We start from the raw sequence: 22,753 nt of genomic DNA, 5'->3' as shown, positions 1-22,753 counted from the left end.
CAAATATTATCCAATAAATTAAACAGAATTCATGAAGATATTAGTAATAGGAGCAGGTAACATGGGCTTAACGTATGCTGAGGGCATGTCCAAATCAAAATTACTTAAGAAAAGGAATATAATGGTGCTTGACACTTCTGAAGAAAAATTGGAGGAATTAAGAGAAAATCCTCAATTTGATGCCTTTGATGACCTTAAAAATTGTGCCCCACAGGCAGATATCATTTTTATTGCCGTTAAACCATACCATGCTGAAAGCGTTTTTTTAAAGCTAAACCCGTTAGTAAAACCTGGCCAGATCATGATATCGATCATGGCGGGCGTTACCATAGATACCATAAAACAATTAACGGGACTCACAAAAATAGTACGTGCCATGCCTAATTTACCGGCCCAGATCGGTAAAGGCCTCACCTCTTTTGTAGCCTCTGAAGATGTTACCAGAATTGAGCTATTGACCATTGAAAGTCTTTTGGACACCACAGGTAAATCTATATTGGTTAGTGATGAAAACTTTATTGACGCCTCTACAGGTATTTCAGGTAGTGGACCAGCTTACGTTTTCTATTTTATGCAAAGTATGATGGAGGCCGCTTTAAAAATGGGCTTTACCCCAAGTGTTTCTAAAGTACTGGTAGCACAGACCTTTACAGGAGCCATTGAACTTTTTAACCAAAATGAACTATCGCCAAATTCTTGGATGGACAAGGTAGCAAGTAAGGGTGGTACTACCCGTGCAGCCCTAGACTCTATGGAAAATAACAATGTTGGTGAATTAATTAAAGAAGCAGCGTTCGCAGCATTTGAACGTGCAGTAGAACTTGGAAAAGAAAAAGTAAATGTATAAACAGAAAATAGTAATTAAGGTAGGCACTAACGTCATGACCAATAAGGACAATCGTATAGTGAGACCGGTATTACGAAATTTGGTACAACAGATCGCAGAACTATATGAACGTGATATTTTAACCGTATTGGTATCATCAGGATCGGTAATTGCAGGTCGTGAGGTGCTTGGCACATCGTCTATAGAGAACGACACGCAACGCAGACAGGTGTATTCGGCTATTGGCCAACCTAGAATGATGCGATTGTACTATAACATTTTTCATGATTATGGTATGAAATGTGCCCAGGTACTGCCTACAAAACGCGATTTTACACCTGGTGTACACAGACAGAACATGATCAATTGCGTAGAAGGTCTGTTGTCCGAAGGGGTAATACCGATCGCCAACGAAGATGATGCCGTATCTGTCACCATGAGTATGTTTTCCGATAATGACGAACTGGCAAGTTTAATAGCCCAGCTGATAGATGCTGACAAGCTGATTATTCTAACGGATATTGACGGACTCTATACCGGTAACCCTAACGAAGAAAGCAGCGACCTTATAGCACATGTTAATCCTGAAGAAAATTTAGAAGAATTTATTCAAGATAACACTAAAAAAGCAGGTGAAGGTCGTGGTGGCATGGGTTCTAAATTAGATTACGCTCAGCAAGCCGCCGCAAAAAACATACCTACGTTTATTGCCAACGGTAAAAAAGATCGGACGATCATTGATATTATAGAAGGAAAAAATGTGGGTACAAAAGTTACCCTTGAAGAAAAAGCAGAAGCATAATGAAGATAATTTCAACAGAAATAAAAAATAAGGTTTTAAATAGTATGATGTTACTTTTGGATACCAACCGAAGTAGCATTCTCAATGCCAACAAGAAAGATCTTGACCTGTTTACCAAAGAAGATCAAGCTATGTATGATAGACTTATTGTAACCAACGGTAAAATTGATGGTATGATCGGATCTATTAAAGAGGTGATGTCTCAAGAAGACCCTGTAGGTAAAATCATTTCTACCAAAAATTTGGATAACGGATTAGATATTACCAACAAAACAGCTCCTTTTGGTACAATCATGATCATTTATGAATCTAGACCGGACGTCACCATAGAAGCCGCTGTTCTTGCTTTTAAGGCCAACAACAAAATTTTGCTAAAAGGTGGTAAAGAAGCGCTTTACAGTAATACAATTCTTGTTGAACTATGGCACAAGGCTTTAGAGGAGAACGGACTGTCTAAAGACTACATTCAACAATTGACCATGAACAGGGAAGAAACACAAGAGTTTTTAAGAAACCCTACCGAAAAACTTGACCTCATCGTACCTAGAGGTGGTGAACGCCTCATTAACTTTGTAAAGGAACATGCAAAATGTGCCGTGTTGGTTAGCGGAAGAGGAAATAACTTTTTATTTGTAGATAAAGAAGCGGATTGGGAAAAAAGCGTTAAGGTCATCATGAACGCCAAAACCGAAAAAATATCGGCATGTAATGCTTTGGATAAAATATTGATCAATTCCAATATTGAAAATTACGAACAAAAATTAGCGGATATTTACCAACTTCTAAATGCAAATGGTGTGGAAACATTGGTTGATGCCGATGTAAACAATATTCTAAAAGATGCTCAACAAATACATGATGAAGCAATTTGGGAAGAAGAATTTCTAGCCATGAAATGTTGTTTAGGTGCTGTTGAATCTCTCGATGAAGCGATAGAAAAAATAAACGATAATTCTGGCGGACACTCTGCCACTATTATGACCACCAATAAGAATACGGCACTACAGTTTATGGAAGAAGTAGATTGTGCCGCAGTATACCAAAACGCATCTACAAGGTTTACAGATGGCGGTCAAATGGGTGTTGGTGCAGAACTTGCGATTAGTACAGATAAATTGCACCATCGTGGTCCATTAGGTCTTAAACAATTGGTAACCAATAAATATTATATATTTGGTAACGGACAAATTCGTGAATAGCATTCTAGTTCCCCTAAAAGTGAAATAATGTTCGAAACAATTGAAAATATAGACGGCGCATTGGTCTATCATGGCAACATGCACAAACGAATCTTTTTTTCTGAAGCAGAAAATGTCAATCTAGACCATTTACTTCTTAAAATGAAAGATTTGGCCAAAAAGAAAAACTACGAAAAAATACTTGGCAAAGCATCTGAAAAAGGTGTTAAGGTTTTAAAATCCAAAGGGTTTGTAGTGGAGGCTAAAATACCAGGTTTGTATCGTGGTACAGTTGATGGCTATTTTCTTGCAGAATACACCAAGCAAGAACGTCTTGCCCATGATGAAAAGACCAAAAAGACCATTAGCACGGTTAAGACCATTGCAGAAGCCGCTAATAAACCTCAAACAGATCCACATCTTCAAATGCCTAGTAACCTGAAAATAAGGTCACTCACGGTTTCGGATTTTAAAAATTTAGAAGATTTACATCAGAAAGCGTATAAATATCACCCGCATCAAATTAAGAATACAGAATACTTCTCTAAATTAAAGAGTTTGAACCATGAGTTCTATGGGCTCTTTCAAGATGGTCAATTACTGGTTTCTGCTATTCTTGCCATTAATGAAAGTGAACTGAATATGGAGATTGTAGATTTTGTAACCCATCCAGATTTTAGAGGTCAAAATCTTTCTTATTACCTAGTACAGGATATTAAGGGTCAAATGAATATTTATGGATGCAAAACCCTTTATACCATGGTAAGGGCTACCTCATATGGTTTAAACATCACCTTTAGCAAACATGGGTTTGTTCTTGCCGGCACCCTTACCAATAATTGTATGGTAAGAGATGCTATGGAGAGTATGAACGTTTGGTATTACAAAGAAAAGTAATATAACACTACACATAATGAATGCCGGTTTTGAGCCTATGACTACTCAAAATCGGCATTATTTATTTATTGTCTCACTTTATGACAATAATTCTTTGATAGTGTTCAATTTTGTGCTTTATTTGAAAAAACTATTCAAATTTTATCAAATTCACTCATGAAAGGTGCAAATAATACGAATTACATTCCTAACCTTTCTTATGATTGTGTCATATTCGGTTTTAATGGTAAGTCGTTAAAAATACTCATTCTTGAATATCATAACACTGGTTTTTTTGCACTACCAGGTGGCTTTATCAGAAAAAATCAAAGTTTAAAAGAAGCCGTACAACAAGGGGTAAAAGAACGTACTGGATTAACCAATGTTTACCTAGATCAGTTTCAGGTATTTGGTGAAGTTGACAGGGCAGATTCTTATGCCATGAGCCGTATTTTAGATGGTAGCAACAAAAACACCCCCGAAAACCAATGGATGATGGATCGTTTTTTAACCGTTGGCCATTACGCACTGATCAATTATGAAAAGGTAGACCCAAAACCAGACCATTTATCTGACAGCATTGGCTGGTACGCAATAGATGATGTTCCAAAATTAATGATGGACCACAATGAAATCGTGGATAAAGCATTAGAGGTTCTTCGTAATAACATTAGCGAAAAATTGATAGGGCTCAACCTATTGCCCCAAAAATTCACCATGAAACAACTACAACAGGTTTTTGAGGCAATTCTAGACCAAAAATTAAGACGTACAAGTTTTCAACGTAAAATGCTGTCATTGGATATTTTAGAACGTCATGAGAAGCTTTTTGAAGGCAAGGCGCACAAAGCACCTTATCTATATAGCTTTAAACAATAAAAATAATACTCACACTTTATACAACAACAATGAAAAATTCAACTAACAACTTATTTAAATGCATGGCAATTGCCATTTTTATGCTGGGCACGGTAACCACCTATGCCCAAAAGAAATTTGGAGGTCTTGCGCTTTACACGGTCAGAGATGACATGGGCAAAGACGCCAAAGCTACATTACAAGCGGTATCAGATGCAGGATACAAGAATATTGAAGCTGCAGGTTATGAAGATGGAAAATATTATGGTATGACTCCAGCTGACTTTAAAGGTTTATTAAAATCTTTAAAACTGAAACCGATCAGTACGCACCAAAGCGCGGTTACCCTTGACAATGCCGATCAGATGATGGCAGATGCCAAAGCCGCCGGTTTTAAGTATTTCGTTGTTCCTATTCCACCAATGGGCATGTTTACCTTTAACCAAGAGAACATGACTATGGGCATGACCGGTACCATAGAAGAACTGGCGGAAATTTTAACCACCTTAGGAGAAAAGGCAAATAAGGCAGGGTTAAAATTATTATACCATAATCATGATTTTGAATTTAAAAAGAATGAAAATGGTATTGTACCTATAGACTACCTATTGGAAAATGTAGACCCAAAATTATTGAACTTTCAAATGGATCTTTATTGGGTAACCAAGGCTGAGGCCAACCCAATTGCTTACTTCAACAAATATCCGGGAAGATTTAAAATTTGGCATGTAAAAGACATGGATGAGCAAGGAAGATTTGCCCCTGTTGGCACAGGATCTATCGGTTTTGAAAATATCTTGGACAACAAAGAACTTTCTGGCATGAAATATTACATGGTAGAACAGGACATGACTTTTGACGGACTAAAACCTTTAGAAGCTATAAAAATAAGTCATGAAGGCATTAAAGAAATAGGTTTCAAATAAATTTAAATACCAAACAACGGAGACTGCCCCAAAGAATTTATTTTCTTTGGGGTTTTCTTTTTTTTGCACTGTCCAGATTAAACCTTTTATAATTTTTTAGGTCTAAAACTCTTATTAACTATAATCTTACATTTGCACGCGCAAAACCGACTTTAAAATTTATAAAATGAAAATGACCACCAGTTTACGAATGAGAATTATTCACCGCTACCTAGGCTTCTTTCTAGCAGGTATTATGGCTATGTATTCCATAAGCGGAATAATCATGATTTTTAGACAGACCGATTTTCTTAAGAGTGAAAAAATAATTGAGCAGCAATTACAGCCAAACTTAAAAGCTGGTGAACTTAGCGGAGCACTACGTGTTAAAGGTGGCATAAAACCGGAAAAAACGGAAGGTGACGTAGTCTATTTTAAGCAAGGGCAATACAATAAAGCTACAGGTATGGCTACCATTAAAAAGATGGAACTTCCATTTATCTTAGATAAGATGGAGCACCTACATAAAGCCACGACCAATAGCCCTGTTTATTTCTTGAATATTTTCTTTGGACTATCATTACTGTTTTTCGTGATTTCATCATTTTGGATGTTTTTGCCCAAAACTTCAGTTTTCAAAAAAGGACTTTATTTTTCTTTGGCAGGTATGGTTTTGACTATTATACTGCTATTCGTTTAGTACAAACTCGACTAATTCAAACGTGAACCGTTGTAAGGAACTTTCTTTACAGCGGTTTTTTGTTTTAGCAGCTATCAGTATAGTGACAATACCAAAAACCTCCCCTCTCGGGAGGGGACCAAAGGGGTGGGTAAACGGATGCAGAAGATTTCATGGAACATGCTAACCCTAAAGAACCCACCCCTAGCCCCTCCGAGGAGGGGAACAGTTTGTGACTATTATTATACTTTTTAGATAATAAAGTGGTGATAACCTTTTTGAAAACGTAGCTCCCCAACAATCAACAAACCCCAAAACAAAGACGAAAACCTCCCCTCTTGGGTGGTGACCAAAGGGTAGGTAAACGGGTACTGTAGGTTTTATGGAATATGTTAACCCGGTAGGACCCACCCCTAGCCCCTCCGAGGAGGGGAATAGTTTGTGACTGTTTAAACTCCATCCATTAACCCTTAATTAATCAAACTTCTGTATCTTTCCATAAGCAAAGTACTCTCCCCTAACACTTTATAATATTATCTTTATAGTAAATCCATAACCATTGGATTTTATTAAAAAACCGTAAAACAAATATCTGACCAAATGAAAAAAGTTTTAACCCTTCTTATCCTTTTAGCAACTACATCATCCGTTCTAGCACAATCAAAACTCATAAAAGCAGCTTCTTTTTTAGATGTTAGAACCGGTAAATTAATTTCACCTGCCAACCTGCTCATTGAAAACGGAAGTATCAAATCTATTAATCCGAAGGCATTACCCGATGGTTTGGAAACGATTGACTTAACGGGTAAAATATTGTTACCCGGGCTTATGGACATGCACGTGCATTTAGATGGGGATTTTAAAGGTAGTTGGGACTATGTTTATAAGGAAAGTGCCAGTCAAGGTACTATTAGGGCTGTTGCAAATGCTGAAAAAACACTGATGGCAGGCTTTACCACCATAAGAAGTATAGGGCAATTACATATTACTCCAGAATTAATTGATGTTGCCGTTTCAGAGGCTTCTGACCAAGGTACCATAGCTGCACCACGAATTATTCCATCGGGACATATGATTACCATTAGTGGCGGACACGGGGATATTTCTTTAGGACTGGCGGAAGGATTGGTTACCGTAGGTCCAAATGACGGAGTGATCAATGGTAAGTATGATGCCATAGAAGCGGTAAGATATCAAATTAAGCATGGTGCCAAATTCATAAAAATGCACGCCACGGCAGGTGTGCTCTCTATGGAAGATGCCATTGGCGCCCAACAACTAAGCAATGAGGAAATGAAAACCATTGTTGACGAAGCTGCTAGGCATCATATTAAAGTTGCCGCCCACGCACATGGTACAGAAGGTATTAAAGAGGCGATAAAAGCCGGTGTGTACTCTATTGAACATGGGTCTATTATAGATGATGAAGGTATTCAACTTATGAAAGAAAATGGTGTTTATCTAGTACCTACCAGGGGGCTGGCCACTATAATAGAACCCATGATAGATAAAATGGATCCCGTTATGGCCGGTAAGGCAGAATATGTAATGCCCATTGCCAAACAAAACCTTACCAAAGCTATAAAAGCAGATGTCAAAATTGCCTTTGGGACGGACACGCCTATTATTCCCCATGGAAAAAACGCCATTGAATTTGCGGCATTAATAGATTGTGGTATGAGTACTAAAGAAGCCATCAAAACCGCTACTACCAATAGTGCAGAAATGCTAGGGCTCACGGATCGTGGTGAGTTAAAAGAAGGTATGCTTGCAGATATTATTGCTGTAGACACAAATCCAATTGAAGATATCTCCACTTTGGAACACGTAAAATTCGTGATGAAAAACGGTACAGTTTATAAGAATAAAAAATAAATAACCTAGAGTAATTCAATCAATCAAAAAAAACAAATTATGAAATCATTACATCGCAGTATTGGCAGTATGTTACTTACTTGCTTATCTGTTATGCTTTTAATAAGCACTGCAGCAATCGGGCAATCAAAATCAGACGATATAGATGCACTCCTAGATCAATATCTCTCATATGGCAAATTCAATGGTTCTGCTCTTGTTGCCAAAGATGGTGAGGTTATTCTTAAAAAGGGTTATGGTTTGGCGAATATGGAGTGGGATATTCCTAACAGTTCCAACACAAAACATCGTTTAGGATCGATCACCAAGCAATTTACCGCCATGCTTATTCTTCAATTGGCATCGGATGGAAAGTTAGATCTTCAAGCTCCCATAACCACATACTTACCAGAATATCCAAAAACTACCGGAGACCAGATTACCACCCACCATTTATTGACCCATACCGCCGGTATACCCAACTACACCTCATTCCCTAAGTTTTTTGAAGAAGATAGTCGCGACCCATATTCGCCAGAAGAGTTCACTAAAAAGTTTCAGGATATGGAATTGGAGTTTACCCCTGGGGAAAGATTCAATTATAGCAATTCGGGGTACTTTCTATTGGGTTTGCTTGTTGAAAAACTATCCGGAAAAACGTATGAAGAAATGCTAACGGAACATATATTTTCTCCACTAGGAATGAAAGATTCCGGATTTGACCATCACTCCAACATCCTTAAAAATAGAGCTACAGGCTATGAAAAAAATGGAAGCGAATTCATTAATGCTCCTTACCTAGATATGACCATTCCGTATGCCGCAGGATCTCTCTATTCTACCGTAGAAGATTTATACCTGTGGGATCAAGCGCTATATACCAACAAATTGTTATCCCAAAAATATATGGATATGTATTTTAAACCATACATCCCTGCATTTGGCAGTTTTCACTATGCCTACGGATGGATGTCCGGTAATGAAGCTCTTGGGAATACAACGGATAGTATTGCCGTAATTAGCCATGGTGGTGGAATTAACGGATTCAACACACAAATTTCCAGAGCGCCATCGGACCGATCATTAATCGTGCTTTTAAATAATACAGGCGGAGCTCCCTTAGGTCAAATTACGCAAGCTATTCTCGGTATTATAAACGATAAGAGCTATGACCTCCCAAAAGCTTCCTTGGCATCTAAAGTTTTAGAAGTTATAGAGACAGCAGGTATTGATGCAGGAGTAGCCTTTTATGAGAAAAATAAAGACAATCAAGATTTTAATGTCAATGAAAATGAGATGAACCAAGCGGGATATAAATTATTAAGGTCTAACAAAACCAAAGAAGCTATTCAAGTCTTTAAGTTAAATGTAGACGCGTATCCAAATTCTGCCAATGTATATGATAGTTATGCCGAAGCGTTAATGAAATCTGGTGATAATAATGGTGCTATTGAAAACTATACCAAAACGGTAGAAATGAATCCTGGAAATATAAATGCGATTGATATGCTTAAAAAATTAGGTGTTGATACCAGTAGTCTCACAAAAGAGTTTGAAGTACCAGAAGCGCTACTGGAAAGTTACCTAGGCGTCTACGAATTGATGCCCACTTTTAAAATTACGATTACCAAAGATGGTAAACAATTAAAAGCACAGGCAACGGGACAACCATCATTCAATATTTTCGCCAAATCGAAAGATACTTTTTACTTAAAAGAAGTTGCCGCACAAATTCAGTTCATAAAAGACGAAAACGGAAATACAGAAAGTTTGACCCTATTTCAAAACGGACAGGAAATGAACGGTATGAAGGTGGAGTAAAATACCCACCCCTAGCCCCTCCGAGGAGGGGAAAAAATTGAGACCGTAATTTAACTTTAAGCAAAATAATTATATGACAATTGAACTTTCAACCAACACTAACTTCACAATCAAAAACGCAATTCTCCCCTCTTGGGAGGGGACTAAGGGGTGGGTACTACTATGAGAAAAATAATACCATACCACCCATATTTAGTAGAACTGGCTAAAAAGCTAAGGAACAATATGACCTTAGGTGAAATTGCCCTATGGCGAGAAATTAAGGGTAAAAAATTGGGTTACAAATTTAGCAGGCAAATACCTATTGACCAGTATATAGTAGACTTTTATTGTAAAGATCTTCAACTTGCGATAGAAGTAGATGGTAGTATCCACTTTAAAGAAGGACATGAAGAAAAAGATAGGAAACGGCAAGCACGTTTGGCATCTTTAGGCGTAAATATGATTAGGTTTTCAGATAGTGATGTGAAGAATAATCTATCTAGCGTTTTGGAAGAAATTAAAGAGTATATTGAAGAATTGGAACAAGGAAGGACCCACCCCTAGCCCCTCCGAGGAGGGGAATAGATTGGGACTTTTATTACACTTTTTAGACATAAAAGTGGTTGTAACCTTTTTGAAAGCGTAGCTCCCCAACAACCAAAAAACCCAAAACAAAGACGAAAACCTCCCCTCTTGGGAGGAGATTTAGGGATGGGTGATCGTGTGCTGTAGATTTCATGGAATATGTTAACCCGGTAGGACCCACCCCTAACCCCTCCGAGGAGGGGAATAGTTTGTGACTTTTATTACACTTTTTAGATAAAAAAGTGGTGGCTACCTTTTTGAAAACGTAGCTCCCTAACAACCAACAAACCTAAAACAAAGACGAAAACCTCCCTTCTCGGGAGGGGACCAAAGGGGTGGGTGATCGGGTGTGGTAGGTTTCATGGAATATGTTAACCCATAAGGACCCACCCCTAGCCCCTCCGAGGAGGGGAATAGTTTGTAACTTTTATTATACTTTTTAGATAAGAAAGTGGTGGTAACCTATTTGAAAACGTAGCTCCCCAACAACCAACGAACCCAAAAACAAAGACGAAAACCTCCCTCTTGGGAGGGGATTGAGGGGTGGGTGATCGGGTGTGGTAGATTTTATGGAACATGCTAACCCTAAAGGACCCACCCCTAGCCCCTCTGAGGAGGGGAACAGTTTGTGACTTTTATTGGATTTTTTAGATAAAAAAAGTGGTGGTAACCTTTTTGAAAACGCAGCTCCCCAACAACCAACAAACCCCAAAACAAAGACGAAAACCTCCCCTCTCGGGAGGGGATTGAGGAGTAGGTAAACGGGTACTGTAGATTTTATGGGACATGCCGACCCGGTAGGACCCACCCCTAGCCCCTCCGAGGAGGGGAATAGTTTTTAGCTATTATTACACTTTTTAGATAAAAAAGTGGTGGCTACCTTTTTGAAAACGTAACTCCCCAACAAGCAACAAACCCAAAACAAAAACGCTGACCTCCCCTCTCGGGAGGGGACCAAAGGGGTTGGTGATCGGGTGTGGTAGGTTTCATGGAACATGCTAACCCATAAGGACCCACCCCTAGCCCCTCCGTGGAGGGGAATAGGTTGTGACTTTTATTACACTTTTTAGATAAAAAAGTGGTGGTAATCTATTTGAAAACGTAACTCCCCAACAACCAACAAACCCAAAATAAAGACGCTGACCTCCCCTCCTGGGAGGGGACCAAAGGGGTGGGTAATCGGGTACTGTAGATTTTATGGAACATGCTAACCTGTAAGAACCCACCCCTAGCCCCTCCGAGGAGGGGAATAGTTTGTGACTATTATTATACTTTTTAGATAATAAAGTGGTGATAACCTTTTTGAAAACATAATTCTCCCAAAACCAAAAATCTTAAAACAATGACGAAAACCTCCCCTCTTGGGAGGGGACCAAAGGGGTGGGTTCTTGGGTGTTCTGATCTCAATTATAAACCTCCCCGCCCCATAGTAGGCAGCCCATTTATTTTTCTGACAGTTTTACGGAAAGCCGTAAGAAAATATACCATAACTTCTTTATATTGCAGTAGCAAGTAAAGTACACTCCCCTAACACTTTAGCTAAAAACCATTATAAAAACCATTGCACGTATATTTTACTATTTACGAATATGTGTAATTGTACACTTACACAATAGTTTGCTACAATTATGAAAACAAAAAACTACTCAAAATAATATGTTCAAAAGAATTTGGAAAGACCCAGTTGGGAGTAAAATAATTGCTTGGTCAATAATAGGTTTAATTGGAATAATTTCAGTTAAATTAACTAGTCTAGCTAAAGGAATTACTTTCCAACAAACTTTAAGAGATATCTACGAATTTAAAGTGAAAATTGTTTATGTCGCATTAATACTTTTAGTGTCTTTCATTTTGTTTCAAGTTTTTAAGAAAAAAAGAAGTTATTACTCGAAAGCTCAAAACAAATTGAGAAAGTTTAATAGAAATCTCGACCCTGAAACTGGAATTTTGTACAAGTGGAAAGTCTATTTTAAAAGCAATGGAGACCCTTTTATTTCAGATTTAGAGTTTTATTGTACAAAACACGATGACATTCCTTTAAGGTTTATCAGAAATAATTGTCCTATGAATGGTTGTGAGAATTCAAGGGTAAGACTGGATGAGTTCGGAACTAAAAATCACATAGAATCAATTGTAATCAATGAATGGGAAAAAAATTAATGGTTAACTATATTTATGAATAAAAGTTACTTGAAATGGCAAGATATTAGAATTAAGCAATTAGGATATGCTAACAATTTGATTATTGCACTAGCTGTTGCAGTACTTGGATTTGCAATTAATTTTATCCAAACAGAAGATTTAATATTAAGCAGTTTTCAGAAAAAGCTTTTCTGGGTAGCAAGTTCTTTAATTATCATTTCAATTGGACTTGGAATATTTGTAATTTTAAATAGACTTGAGGATTTTAAACTAACCGCACAAATCGCTAGAAAAAGGGATAAGAACGAAAGAGACAGAATTGAAGATGACAGACTGAAATCTGAAAAAATGGGAAAAAAAACTTGGAATAGTTTTATATGGCAAATTGTGACATTTCTTGTTTCTTTTCTTTGCTTATTGATATTAGTTCTGATTTCATTAAAAGAAATAATTATATAAAATAACTGTAGCCAACAACTTATATAATCCATTGCTAGTGAGAGCCTACTAGCAAAAATCCTAACGGATTTTCTATTCGGTTTTATTTGCTAAATTAATTGCTAAAACCACGCAACTAATCTTATACGAAGTCGTTAGGGCACATAAGAATATGACCATCAGAATAGCCATAAATAAAAATCAAGAATATTATAAAAGTATGCAAGAGCAGATTGTTCTTGAAAATCAATACGATGGAAAAAGTCTTCTGAACAAAGAAATTGACAAACTCTATAAGCGAAATAAGTACGTGAAAGGACAAAACCATTTTGAGGAAATAATTGTAAAATGTGCAGTTATTATCGAGAAAATGAAGAAACAAAAAAGAGTTTGGTCGAATCGCGAACTGAATAATCAACTTGAAGGCGGAATTTATTATTACTTAAACGGATTTGATAATACAATCAGTGAATTTTACAGAAAACCCCCAAAGATAATCTCTCCAGACGGACATATTGTTCGTTCAAATTCAGAATTGATTATAGACTTATGGTTAAATTATCACTCTATCAAACACGATTATGAACCTTTAATTTATAAAAATAAAAAAGTTGTAATCATTTCTGATTTTTACCTTCCAGAGTACGATTGTTACATTGAATATTGGGGGCTTGAGGGAGACTCTGAATACGAAAAAAGAAAACTTGAGAAAATAAAAACCTATGAAGAATTAAAATTGAGATTAATATCCATTTATAATCAAGATTTGAATAATCTAGACAAATTATTGGCAAAAATAAAAAACGTGCCCTAACAACGGTAACCGTTGCACAAGCCTATAATTAGAAATAATCACTATCCATATTAGTCTTTATTGGGCTTTTTTTATTCCATGTCAGAAGCTGAACCTGTATTTTCGGTATACTGGAGAAAGGCTTTTTATGTAATTACACTTTCCTTTAAACTAATGGATTATTCTAAATATCTTATCTTCAACTATAGAAACAAACATACGATCTGAAACCGTTAAGTACAATTAAATCATCAATGAATCCATGGGATAACATATTTGAAGAAAACTTTGAACTAGCACTAGATCAAGCGGAAAAAAATTATGATGAAAACCCCAGTGATTTAAATTTAAGAACAAAAGCAACTTGTAATTTGTTAAACAACAATTATCAGTCCGCACTAAATGATTACACTGACCATTTTGAGAGAAATTTAGCTTCAAAAAATTTAGGAGATGTTTTGTGTTTGAAAATCGGGCTTTGTTATTATGCTCTTGAAGATTATGAAATGGCTAAGAAATATTTTGCCTACCCTATTGTTAACAAGTCTACTGTTAATTATACTAGTGGAATATTTAGGCCTTCTAGTTTTCTTCTTTTAATCTCTAAGGTTTTCAAAGATTCAAAACTAGAAAAGGTAGCTATAAAGGAGTTGAACAAAAGTCAATTAACGATTCCTAAATATTTAACTAATCGAATAACAGAACTAGAATTAACAAAAGAACTTGATCAAATTGAAAACACAACCTTAAAAAAAAGATCTGCATGTGTCTTTGAATTTTATAAAGCAGTAAATGCTTTTGATAATGACGCTAATGAACAGTATATATATCATTTGCAAGAATGTAAAGGAATCAACGGTAAGTTTCTTGAGTTTGAATATTATTTTGCATCTATTGAATTAGACAGGTTAAAGAAATTTAATAAAATAGCTCCAATTTGAACAACCACCACAAAGAAAACCAAGAAAAGAAATTGAGAAAAAGACAATTAATCAATGCTGCATTGATCGGCTTTCTCGCAGCCATATTTGTTATTGGCACGGTGGCATCCATTTATAAGAAAAATGCTTTGGGTATAATACCCATGTTAATTCCGCTTTTTTTAATCTATAAAATTGCACGTAGTTCAAAGAGACATAAAACTGAGTAAAACTGGTGTAAGCTATCCATCCCTATGAAAACCATCTTCTCCACCATTATTTTCATACTACTACATGTATACAGCAATGCACAGGACAGCTTCAATAAACTGCCACTGGAAGCAAATATCAGTTGCCCAATACTCTTGGTTGACGAGCATATTATCGCCAATAAAAACATCATCACTTCAAAAGAAGTCATTGAAGAAATAGAAGTGATAAAGGAAAAACCTAGCCGAAAAGCGCATTTTTATAATCTTACGGCAAACGGTATTTTGTTTGCCAAACTAAAAAAGAAGATACCTTCTAAAACACAAACAGAACTCAATGCCTTTTTTAATTTGGAACAGAACAACCCGGTGTATGTAAACGGCTATCTATTAGAGCATGATATCTATACCATTGCAACAGAAAGTATTGCGACCATAGACCTTGTAATGCCAAATAAAGAAAATGACTTAGACCAAAAAGTCATCAATGTTTGGATTCTCTCCCAAGAAGAGCGTAAAAATGGCTGTTCACCGCAACAAATGGAGTAAATTAGTTGCTCACTTCATCATCGCTCATCATGAAAAAAACAATTCTATTTATCTCTTTCATCCTATGTACCACAATAACATTGCTTGCCCAGCAAGATCAATTTTTAGAAGATAGTATTGAACGTTTGGAGAACTCCCGCAAGTATTTGCTCTTGGTCGCGGAAATGATGCCCGAAGAAAAATATGGTTACAAAGCCACGGCAGAATCTTTGAGCTTCTCCGAGAATCTAATGCACATTGGTTTTGCGCTAGATTGGCATAGCCAGTCGCTCTTAGGTAATCGTGAAGCCCGTGTATACCAAACCGATACCGTTTTTAAACCTGCCCATAAAACCAAGGCGGAAATGATGGCGCGTATAGACCAAACCTTTACCGAAGCCATTGCCTTATTAAAGGATTTTGACCCTAAAGCATTGGACGATCATTTGGATTATTTTGGGCTGGATCGATCTAAAAGGCAAATATGTATGCTGTTGGCAGACCATATTACCCACCATAGAGGGCAAATGTTGGTTGCCATGCGCTTGAACGGTCTTACGCCACCACGGTACGTTTTGTATCAATAATATTACTCCTGCTTCTTTTTATCGGTATTCATAATAGAAAGTACAATACCTACCAGGGCAATGCAGACACCGGCAAATACGGCGATCATTACTACACCATTGCTCCAGTTCACCAAGGGAAGATTCATTGTTATCATAGTTTGGTCATTTTAATTGCGGTAAATGTAATTTCTAACGGCTGTTTATTCTATGACAATTGTCAGTCCGCCAACAATAATATACTGTATTTCTGATTGGATTATCGCCTAAAGATTGTATGCCTAATTTGGGTTCTGTATTTTTATAGTTACAAATGATATTTGAACATGGTAGATAAAATTAAATGTCCGAATTGTGCGCATGAGTTTGATGTTGAAGAGGCGCTTTCTGGCAAAATGCAGGCTCATTTTAAGGCTGAATACGAACGTAAAGTAGCAGAGCAGGCAGAGAAATTCAATAAAGAACGTAGAAAGCTTGAACTTGAGGTAGAAGAGTTCGAGAAAAAGAAAGAAAAAGAGAACGAGCTTTTTAAAGAGAAGCTGGCGCAACGTCTTGCCAAGGAATCTGAAAAAATACAAAAGCAGACCAACGAATCTTTTGAGCAGCAACTGCGTGCCCTACAACAAGAGAACGAAAAAAAGAAAGAGGAGAACAGAGCTTTGCGCGCCCAAGAGATCGATCTTTTAAAACGTGAGAACGAATTAAAGGAGAAAGCCGAGGAACTGAAGATGAACGTGCAAAAAGAGCTATTGGAGAAGCAATCTATCATAGAAGAAAAAGCCAAGGCAAAAGAGCGTGAGGCCATGGCGCTGAAAGAGAAGGAATACCAAAAGCAACTGGACGATCAAAAGAAACTTATTGATGAAATGAAGCGTAAGGCCGAACAAGGTTCTATGCAAATGCAGGGCGAAATACAAGAACTTGCCTTAGAAGAGTTGCTACGTAACACCTACCCTTTTGATAATATAGACGAGGTTGGCAAGGGTATTCGTGGTGCAGATTGTATACAAACGGTGATTAACTCCCTTCAGCAGACCTGTGGTTCTATCGTATATGAGAGCAAGCGCACCAAAAACTTCAGTAATGATTGGATCAATAAGCTAAAGCAAGACCAGATCAATTGCAAGGCAGATATTGCGGTGATCGTTACGGAGACCTTTCCACCAGATATGGATCGCTTTGGTGAGAAGAACGGTGTATGGATCTGTGGGTTCAATGAGGTAAAAAGTGTATCACTGGTGCTGCGCGAGTTGCTGCTAAAAACACAATCGATCAAATCATCTGACGAGAACAAGGGCGATAAAATGGAACTTTTATATTCTTACCTTACCAGTAACGAGTTTGTACAGAATATCAATAGAATTATTGAAAATTATGATTCTATGATCAAGCAACTGAACTACGAGAAAAAAGCCGCCTACAAGAATTTTGCGGTAAGGGAAAAGCAAATTTGGGGCGTTCAAGAGAATATTAACGTGCTGTTTGGTTCTATTAAAGGTATTGCCGGTAACTCATTATCTACCTCAACCATTCTTGACCTTCCGGATGCGGAGATTGATGATTAGTTGTTAGTGGGTTAGTTTGTTGGTGAGTAAGTGCGTTTTCGCTGCGCGCTGGGCGCTAAGCTCTTTTTAGTTTGGAATTTAGCCAGGTGATCATCTTTTCAAATCGGAAAGAGATGAATATTAAATATATACAGCTTATAAAACTACCGAAATTACTACTTGATGTATCTTTAAAATAGAACACATTTAAAAGTGTTGCCGCTAAACCTAAAACACCAACAGTAAGAATAAAGTATTTTAAAATTTTCATGGTAAGGGGCTGAATGTGTTTTTGCATGTTTTGGACGATTTTGATAATTAACTACGCCTATATGTAGCATTTTTGTGCAAATTGTTACATGTTTTGATGAAAAATAAAAATTTTACTTTCACCTACCTACCCAACTTTTAAAATCCGACGCTTTTGCCTTGCTCACTACAATACGCTCACTACACGGCGGATGGACTTCTACCAACAGCTTACTGTTAAAGTGTAGTTTTATAGTCACAATAGCTTCTCTGCGTACTATAAATTGCCGGTTTGCCCTATAGAAAAGTGTTGGATCAAGTGCCTCTTCCACTTCCTCTAACTTGATATCCAAAACATACGAACGCTCTTGCACCGTAACCGCTTTTACCACGCCGGTATCTATAAAGAAATAAGCAATATCCGCAGTTTTAATAGGCAACAATTGATCACCGATACCCACTAAAAATGTCTGTTTATACGTATTGGGCTTGGTCTGTATTAAATGTAAGAGACTTTGCATTTGCTGCTCGTCCATACCCTTTTTTTGATTTTGGGCATTAAAGCGATCCAAGGCATCTGAAAGCTCTTCTTGATCAATAGGCTTCAACAGATAATCAATACTATTCACTTTAAATGCCTTTAACGCATACTGGTCATAAGCGGTGGTGAATATAATAGGAATGTTAATAGTGACCTGATCAAAAATCTCAAATGAAATACCGTCTGCCAAGTGAATATCCATAAACACCAAAATACCTTCAAACGGATTACTGAAAAAATCTACGGCAGCCTTAACGGTATCTAACACCGTAACGATCTCAATATTTGGATCGATCTTGGTCAGCAGATACGTCAAGTTATCACTAGCAGCAAGTTCATCTTCTACAATTATTACTTTCATGCCGGTAGGTTTAAGGGCAATTCTACTTTGAATATATCATTTTGGGTGCTTACCTTAACTTCATTCTTTAGTAAAAGCAAGTAGCGTTTCTTTAAATTGTACAAGCCCGTGCCCATACCTTCTGCCACGGTACTACGCGTACGAATAGGATTTTCCACAAACAACGATTCCTCTGTAGAATACACCTTAACGGTCAACGGGTTGGTAGATGATATCTCATTATGCTTTACAGAATTCTCCACTAACGATTGCAAAGCCAAAGGTGGCACTTTACGATCTAAGAGTTTTTCATCTATATCTACCTCTATTCGTATACGATCACGGTAACGGGTTTCCATTAAATAAATATAACTACGTAAAAACTTTAGCTCGTCTTTAACGGGCACCAAATTGATCTCGCTACTCTGCAAAATATAGCGGTACATGTATGAAAGCTTATTTACGAACTGCGTAGCTTTTTCATTCTCACGAATTAATGACGATAACGAGTTTAAGGAGTTGAACAGAAAGTGTGGATCTATCTGGTTTTTAAGGGCGGCAAGCTCATTCTCCAAATTTTGTTGTTTCAACTGTTCATTTTCTATTCTACTCTCTTGCTTATCCGTACTTACCCGTAATAACCTAGCTATAAAAAATAGCACTATAGATAGATTGATGAAGGTGAAATTGACCCAACCTTCTTCGTGAGATTCCAATACCCTGCCATTTACCAAAGGATAAAACGCAATAATCACCTTGACCACAACAAATAGCGATACTACATTTATGATCAGAATTAATAGCCATTTTAAAAACGGAGGCCATTTTAAACCATCATAATCTATATTGGCATTTAACTGAATGACCGACCAAGAAAAACAGAAGAAAAATAGGTACCTATATAAAAAATCGGTTACCCATGACATGGAGAAATTTAAATTCCCCTCCATAATACCATTATATAGATAGATCGTTTTTGGCAACGATACCAAAATACCTATAAGTAGGGCCGTTTTTACTACTTCACCCTGTTTAACCTTTGTCAATGCCATGTAATCTCTTTTCTAAATGGTACTTCTCAAATATACCGTAATAATAACTTTGAATTTGTAAAACGTAAAAAAGCCGGCCTTCGCAAAAGCAAAGACCAACTTACATTTAAACTACACTAACTTCTTAAAGTGCATAGGCGTCAAAATTGTTTGGCAAATATGCCGCAGTTTCAAAACCTAATTCCACTATTTCTTCCTCTTCAAAAATTTCAAAATCTATATCGGATAAATTAGCACCTGCATAGGGATCAAAATCAAGGGGCAAATATTCAAAGGTGTCAAAACCCAAGTTTACTTCTTCGGCCATCTCAACCACTTCTATTTCATTGGCGTTTAATTTGCCCATTTCTAAAGATGCTTCTAACTGCGCTTCTAGATCAATAACACAATCTTCAAAAATAGCAGTGATTTCTGCTTTCTCTGCTTCCTTTTGTTTCTGTACTCCTTTAAATGAAATAAAGGTGACGGCCACTATGACTACCGCCGATAAAATTTTAATGTTTTTCATGATTTTATAATTTTAAGTTTTTAGAATTGTTTTTCTATACCCCAAAGATATTGAGCAATACCGCAGGCAGATAATATTAGTGACTCAACTGTCGAATTTGCCATCTAAAACAGCTTTAGACAGTTATGAATTATTTTTGGTGGATGTAAAGCGGGAATAATTTTGAAGAAATTAGTACTTGAGCACTACCAATCTGATGCTTTTAAACAAAGAGTATACTTTTGTTTTTATGGATGCCTTCCTATTTAGTGAACCACTCCCTAACCGTTTCCTCTGCCAATTTATTATTTGGGGTAAACGCATTGTTATGCTCGCCACGGTATTCTATGTAGCTAGGAAATTTCCACCATAGTATGCCCTGGCACCATGGCTCATTTTGAATTCCCTTAAATATAACCTCATAAGACCTTTGCTGTGCCTCTTCATTGATAGTTTCATCTGCCTCAGCATGCGGATTCTTCCAAGGGGTATCTATACTCCTGAATCCGATTTCGGTAAAAACTATTGGCTTTTTAAAACGGTCATATACTTTTTTAATTTTGGTCTTCACCGTATCGAACCTTAAGCTCATTTCGGCATTGGTAGGATTGTCTTTTTTACTTAATGGATAGTAGGAGTTCAACCCAATGAAATCTAAATCGTTCCAAAACTCGATTTTCTCGAACTCATCGCCCCAATTGGCGGCATAAGTGATCTTACCTGAGTAAAGTGCACGGGTTTGTTTGATCATTTGGCGCCAAGCATCTGGTCTTGCCAAAGTGGCCTTTGTAAATTCCACACCAATACATAAGGCATCCATCCCATGAATTTCTGCCAAGAAGGCGTAATGACGAATCCATCTATAATAATAATCATGAAATTTATCCCATTGGGCATCCGTAGGCATATCTATACCACCTGGCCAGCTTCCACCTACATATATCTGTGGCTTTAGCAAAGTATACATGCCCATTTTACTTGCCATGGACACGGCATGTACCACGGCATCATCATTTTCACTACCGGCATTATCACTAAAGTGTAAAGGGGTTGGTGTATTAATATCATTAATACCCGTATAGGGTACAATGGCCATGGCATTACTGCCCATATTCTTTTGTTTTAAAAGAGATTCGGTCGCTTTTTGAGAACCGTAACCGTTGTAAATACTATAACCTTCATGTGCAAAATTAAAACCTTTTAGATAGGGTAATGTCTTTGCTTGCTTTTGGACTTTAGGATGCGCTTTTGGCAACTCCTCTAAATACTGCTGCCATTTTACGTTCAATCTATTTTTCTCAGCATCAGAAAGCGATACGTTCTTATATTGTTTCAAGTACCGTTCCTTACCCCAAGTCTTGACCAAAAAATCTGTGAAAGCACCTGCCATACAATCCCTGATCAATGAAGATTCCATTTCTAAAAATGAATTGTCCAATAGCTCTGCTACGGTATACGTATTTTCAGATTCTACCAATCTTGCCGCCCAGTACTTATAGCCTTTCATTTGCCAGGTATCCGTAAAATAAATAGGTAGACCTACATTAAATATGGTTTTACTACTCTCCCCAATAAGGTTGTACAAAACCAATGCATTGTCCCTACCTATATTATTATGTGCATATATATTGTTGACAATAGTATGTACGGCATTTGTTGCGGGATCAAAAGTAGAGTGATCGGTATTGCCTGTCATTAAACCTTTCTCTTCTGTACAGGTATAAAAATTATAGGTGATTTTTGGGACATTGCCGTTACCAACAAAATTGACCACTTTGGCCTTGGCCGCTTTGACCTCTTTTAATTTTTTAGTTACATCAGCGGTATCGATCGCTTTTTGATGGTCTATAAACTTAAACTCCTCGGTATCCAATAACACTCTTGTACCTGTGGCGAAATCAAAGAAAGTAGACCCTTCAATTCCCCAACGGGTATTAAAATCGCCCATAACCAATCGTTCTTTCTGCTCATATACCTCATATTCTAAATTCTGACGGTAAAACGACTGACCTCTTTCTGCTACCTTATCGGCAAAAAGTTCAAACACTTCTTTGGCATCGGTACCAGTTAAATATGCGAAAGGTAATTTTGAGTCTACCGGACTTGGGTAAAAACAAACGCCTAAAATTGAATTGTTATTTGGAATGCTCCTAGTCCCTATGGTTATATCGGTTTCAGAAATTTGAAACGGCGTATTGACCATATATTTTTTAATGAAAGGGTTTTCATCTACAGCACCCACCAAATAGACAATAGATGTCTTAAATTCTTCTTGATCAACCTCCGCTACCGATTTAAAACTCACCTTTACACTGCGTCTAGAACGAGTAAGCTCTTGTTTTGAAAGTTCTTCCAGAAGTTTTTGATATTCCTGTTGCAAGTTGGGGTCCTTTGCCCCATACACCACTAATATCTCTCTTTTATCAAAGAACGACCTGCGTAAATCCCTTCTAGTAGAAACGGAATCCAGAGCTACGGAAACACCTCCATTTTCCGATGTTGGCAGATATTGTACCCCTGCAAAACCTACAATGCCAACTATTACAAAAAGTGTGACCAAAAGATATTTCCTTTTCAT

The 22,753-nt window shown here is 37.2% G+C and carries 24 protein-coding genes; 18 read left to right on the top strand and 6 right to left on the bottom strand.

The genetic code is table 11. The features are described 5' to 3' along the window. Positions 1-31: 31 nt before the first annotated feature. The 17 genes from proC to CSC80_RS09190 all read left to right on the top strand — a co-directional run bounded on the left by proC (position 32) and on the right by CSC80_RS09190 (position 15,983). On the top strand, positions 32-847 hold the full coding sequence (proC, locus tag CSC80_RS09270) for a pyrroline-5-carboxylate reductase (protein ID WP_058105158.1): 816 nt from the start codon (positions 32-34) through the stop codon (positions 845-847). Beyond that, positions 840-1,628 carry a glutamate 5-kinase gene (proB, locus tag CSC80_RS09265; protein WP_058105157.1) on the top strand — a complete coding sequence of 263 codons (789 nt, stop codon included), beginning with the start codon at positions 840-842 and terminating at the stop codon, positions 1,626-1,628. The genes proC and proB overlap by 8 nt, the downstream gene beginning before the upstream one ends. Then, positions 1,628-2,827 (top strand): glutamate-5-semialdehyde dehydrogenase, encoded by a 1,200-nt coding sequence (locus CSC80_RS09260; protein ID WP_099191205.1) that lies wholly within the window; start codon positions 1,628-1,630, stop codon positions 2,825-2,827. Before proB ends, CSC80_RS09260 begins: the two co-directional genes overlap by 1 nt. A gap of 27 nt (positions 2,828-2,854) precedes the next feature. Continuing rightward, positions 2,855-3,703: a GNAT family N-acetyltransferase gene (locus tag CSC80_RS09255; RefSeq protein ID WP_099191203.1), complete on the top strand. Its 849-nt coding sequence runs from the start codon at positions 2,855-2,857 to the stop codon at positions 3,701-3,703. A gap of 156 nt (positions 3,704-3,859) precedes the next feature. Continuing rightward, complete coding sequence (locus CSC80_RS09250) at positions 3,860-4,561, top strand: NUDIX domain-containing protein (RefSeq protein ID WP_099191201.1); 702 nt, start codon at positions 3,860-3,862, stop codon at positions 4,559-4,561. 80 nt (positions 4,562-4,641) lie between these two features. After that, positions 4,642-5,466, top strand: coding sequence for a TIM barrel protein (locus tag CSC80_RS09245; RefSeq protein WP_236973365.1), 825 nt, complete (start codon positions 4,642-4,644; stop codon positions 5,464-5,466). Positions 5,467-5,632: 166 nt separating this feature from the next. Then, positions 5,633-6,145 (top strand): hypothetical protein, encoded by a 513-nt coding sequence (locus CSC80_RS09240; protein WP_074670002.1) that lies wholly within the window; start codon positions 5,633-5,635, stop codon positions 6,143-6,145. A 579-nt stretch (positions 6,146-6,724) separates the two neighbouring features. Then, complete coding sequence (locus CSC80_RS09235; protein WP_099191197.1) at positions 6,725-7,999, top strand: amidohydrolase family protein; 1,275 nt, start codon at positions 6,725-6,727, stop codon at positions 7,997-7,999. 39 nt (positions 8,000-8,038) lie between these two features. Continuing rightward, positions 8,039-9,799 carry a serine hydrolase gene (locus CSC80_RS09230; RefSeq protein ID WP_236973351.1) on the top strand — a complete coding sequence of 587 codons (1,761 nt, stop codon included), beginning with the start codon at positions 8,039-8,041 and terminating at the stop codon, positions 9,797-9,799. Between the two features lie 162 nt (positions 9,800-9,961). Then, positions 9,962-10,345, top strand: coding sequence for a DUF559 domain-containing protein (locus tag CSC80_RS09225; protein ID WP_099191193.1), 384 nt, complete (start codon positions 9,962-9,964; stop codon positions 10,343-10,345). A gap of 1,677 nt (positions 10,346-12,022) precedes the next feature. Then, positions 12,023-12,526 carry a hypothetical protein gene (locus tag CSC80_RS09220; RefSeq protein ID WP_099191191.1) on the top strand — a complete coding sequence of 168 codons (504 nt, stop codon included), beginning with the start codon at positions 12,023-12,025 and terminating at the stop codon, positions 12,524-12,526. 15 nt (positions 12,527-12,541) lie between these two features. Next, entirely contained in the window at positions 12,542-12,967 is a 426-nt protein-coding gene (locus tag CSC80_RS09215) for a hypothetical protein (protein WP_099191189.1), read from the top strand. A gap of 151 nt (positions 12,968-13,118) precedes the next feature. Then, positions 13,119-13,760, top strand: a complete 642-nt coding sequence (locus tag CSC80_RS09210; RefSeq protein ID WP_099191187.1) for a hypothetical protein — start codon at positions 13,119-13,121, stop codon at positions 13,758-13,760. A 233-nt stretch (positions 13,761-13,993) separates the two neighbouring features. Beyond that, on the top strand, positions 13,994-14,680 hold the full coding sequence (locus CSC80_RS09205; RefSeq protein WP_099191185.1) for a hypothetical protein: 687 nt from the start codon (positions 13,994-13,996) through the stop codon (positions 14,678-14,680). Next, the gene (locus CSC80_RS09200) at positions 14,677-14,889 is read left to right on the top strand and encodes a hypothetical protein (RefSeq protein WP_099191183.1); all 213 of its coding nucleotides are present in this window, start codon (positions 14,677-14,679) and stop codon (positions 14,887-14,889) included. The genes CSC80_RS09205 and CSC80_RS09200 overlap by 4 nt, the downstream gene beginning before the upstream one ends. Before the next feature lie 24 nt (positions 14,890-14,913). Then, positions 14,914-15,417, top strand: coding sequence for a hypothetical protein (locus CSC80_RS09195; protein WP_099191181.1), 504 nt, complete (start codon positions 14,914-14,916; stop codon positions 15,415-15,417). A 29-nt stretch (positions 15,418-15,446) separates the two neighbouring features. Then, positions 15,447-15,983, top strand: a complete 537-nt coding sequence (locus tag CSC80_RS09190) for a DinB family protein (RefSeq protein WP_099191179.1) — start codon at positions 15,447-15,449, stop codon at positions 15,981-15,983. 2 nt (positions 15,984-15,985) lie between these two features. On the opposite strand, the gene CSC80_RS19755 is transcribed toward CSC80_RS09190, so the two are convergent. Then, positions 15,986-16,120, bottom strand: coding sequence for a hypothetical protein (locus CSC80_RS19755; protein WP_262493739.1), 135 nt, complete (start codon positions 16,118-16,120; stop codon positions 15,986-15,988). Positions 16,121-16,288: 168 nt separating this feature from the next. On the opposite strand from CSC80_RS19755, the gene CSC80_RS09185 reads away from it, so the two are divergent. After that, positions 16,289-17,527, top strand: a complete 1,239-nt coding sequence (locus tag CSC80_RS09185) for a DUF2130 domain-containing protein (RefSeq protein WP_058105094.1) — start codon at positions 16,289-16,291, stop codon at positions 17,525-17,527. Positions 17,528-17,582: 55 nt separating this feature from the next. Here CSC80_RS09185 and CSC80_RS19315 read toward each other — a convergent pair whose 3' ends face one another. From CSC80_RS19315 to CSC80_RS09165, 5 genes are all read right to left on the bottom strand, one after another. Continuing rightward, positions 17,583-17,804 carry a hypothetical protein gene (locus tag CSC80_RS19315; RefSeq protein ID WP_143751732.1) on the bottom strand — a complete coding sequence of 74 codons (222 nt, stop codon included), beginning with the start codon at positions 17,802-17,804 and terminating at the stop codon, positions 17,583-17,585. Between the two features lie 91 nt (positions 17,805-17,895). Further along, on the bottom strand, positions 17,896-18,657 hold the full coding sequence (locus CSC80_RS09180) for a LytTR family DNA-binding domain-containing protein (protein WP_099191177.1): 762 nt from the start codon (positions 18,655-18,657) through the stop codon (positions 17,896-17,898). Then, a complete protein-coding gene (locus tag CSC80_RS09175; RefSeq protein WP_099191175.1) occupies positions 18,654-19,688 on the bottom strand; it encodes a histidine kinase in 1,035 nt (344 codons plus the stop codon). The genes CSC80_RS09180 and CSC80_RS09175 overlap by 4 nt, the downstream gene beginning before the upstream one ends. 124 nt (positions 19,689-19,812) lie before the next feature. Further along, positions 19,813-20,196: a hypothetical protein gene (locus tag CSC80_RS09170; RefSeq protein WP_099191173.1), complete on the bottom strand. Its 384-nt coding sequence runs from the start codon at positions 20,194-20,196 to the stop codon at positions 19,813-19,815. 241 nt (positions 20,197-20,437) lie between these two features. Next, entirely contained in the window at positions 20,438-22,753 is a 2,316-nt protein-coding gene (locus CSC80_RS09165; protein WP_180268593.1) for a glycosyl hydrolase, read from the bottom strand.

The sequence above is a fragment of the Maribacter sp. 6B07 genome, assembly GCF_002700155.1.
GTDB classification, from domain to species: Bacteria; Bacteroidota; Bacteroidia; order Flavobacteriales; family Flavobacteriaceae; genus Maribacter; species Maribacter dokdonensis.
Note: the sequence above shows the minus strand (reverse complement) of the source record. Positions and strands in the feature narration are given on the sequence as shown.

Excerpts from the sequence above, each read along its gene's own strand:
- CSC80_RS09250 (WP_099191201.1), top strand. The coding sequence starts at position 3,860 with ATGAAAGGTGCAAATAATACGAATTACATTCCTAACCTTTCTTATGAT.
- CSC80_RS09260 (WP_099191205.1), top strand. The coding sequence starts at position 1,628 with ATGAAGATAATTTCAACAGAAATAAAAAATAAGGTTTTAAATAGTATG.
- proB (WP_058105157.1), top strand. The coding sequence starts at position 840 with ATGTATAAACAGAAAATAGTAATTAAGGTAGGCACTAACGTCATGACC.
- CSC80_RS09245 (WP_236973365.1), top strand. The coding sequence starts at position 4,642 with ATGCTGGGCACGGTAACCACCTATGCCCAAAAGAAATTTGGAGGTCTT.
- CSC80_RS09235 (WP_099191197.1), top strand. The coding sequence starts at position 6,725 with ATGAAAAAAGTTTTAACCCTTCTTATCCTTTTAGCAACTACATCATCC.
- proC (WP_058105158.1), top strand. The coding sequence starts at position 32 with ATGAAGATATTAGTAATAGGAGCAGGTAACATGGGCTTAACGTATGCT.
- CSC80_RS09195 (WP_099191181.1), top strand. The coding sequence starts at position 14,914 with ATGAAAACCATCTTCTCCACCATTATTTTCATACTACTACATGTATAC.
- CSC80_RS09215 (WP_099191189.1), top strand. The coding sequence starts at position 12,542 with ATGAATAAAAGTTACTTGAAATGGCAAGATATTAGAATTAAGCAATTA.
- CSC80_RS09220 (WP_099191191.1), top strand. The coding sequence starts at position 12,023 with ATGTTCAAAAGAATTTGGAAAGACCCAGTTGGGAGTAAAATAATTGCT.
- CSC80_RS19755 (WP_262493739.1), bottom strand. The coding sequence starts at position 16,120 with ATGATAACAATGAATCTTCCCTTGGTGAACTGGAGCAATGGTGTAGTA.
- CSC80_RS09170 (WP_099191173.1), bottom strand. The coding sequence starts at position 20,196 with ATGAAAAACATTAAAATTTTATCGGCGGTAGTCATAGTGGCCGTCACC.
- CSC80_RS09205 (WP_099191185.1), top strand. The coding sequence starts at position 13,994 with ATGAATCCATGGGATAACATATTTGAAGAAAACTTTGAACTAGCACTA.
- CSC80_RS09190 (WP_099191179.1), top strand. The coding sequence starts at position 15,447 with ATGAAAAAAACAATTCTATTTATCTCTTTCATCCTATGTACCACAATA.
- CSC80_RS09185 (WP_058105094.1), top strand. The coding sequence starts at position 16,289 with ATGGTAGATAAAATTAAATGTCCGAATTGTGCGCATGAGTTTGATGTT.
- CSC80_RS09240 (WP_074670002.1), top strand. The coding sequence starts at position 5,633 with ATGAAAATGACCACCAGTTTACGAATGAGAATTATTCACCGCTACCTA.
- CSC80_RS09255 (WP_099191203.1), top strand. The coding sequence starts at position 2,855 with ATGTTCGAAACAATTGAAAATATAGACGGCGCATTGGTCTATCATGGC.
- CSC80_RS19315 (WP_143751732.1), bottom strand. The coding sequence starts at position 17,804 with ATGCAAAAACACATTCAGCCCCTTACCATGAAAATTTTAAAATACTTT.
- CSC80_RS09225 (WP_099191193.1), top strand. The coding sequence starts at position 9,962 with ATGAGAAAAATAATACCATACCACCCATATTTAGTAGAACTGGCTAAA.
- CSC80_RS09180 (WP_099191177.1), bottom strand. The coding sequence starts at position 18,657 with ATGAAAGTAATAATTGTAGAAGATGAACTTGCTGCTAGTGATAACTTG.
- CSC80_RS09210 (WP_099191187.1), top strand. The coding sequence starts at position 13,119 with ATGACCATCAGAATAGCCATAAATAAAAATCAAGAATATTATAAAAGT.
- CSC80_RS09175 (WP_099191175.1), bottom strand. The coding sequence starts at position 19,688 with ATGGCATTGACAAAGGTTAAACAGGGTGAAGTAGTAAAAACGGCCCTA.
- CSC80_RS09165 (WP_180268593.1), bottom strand. The coding sequence starts at position 22,753 with ATGAAAAGGAAATATCTTTTGGTCACACTTTTTGTAATAGTTGGCATT.
- CSC80_RS09230 (WP_236973351.1), top strand. The coding sequence starts at position 8,039 with ATGAAATCATTACATCGCAGTATTGGCAGTATGTTACTTACTTGCTTA.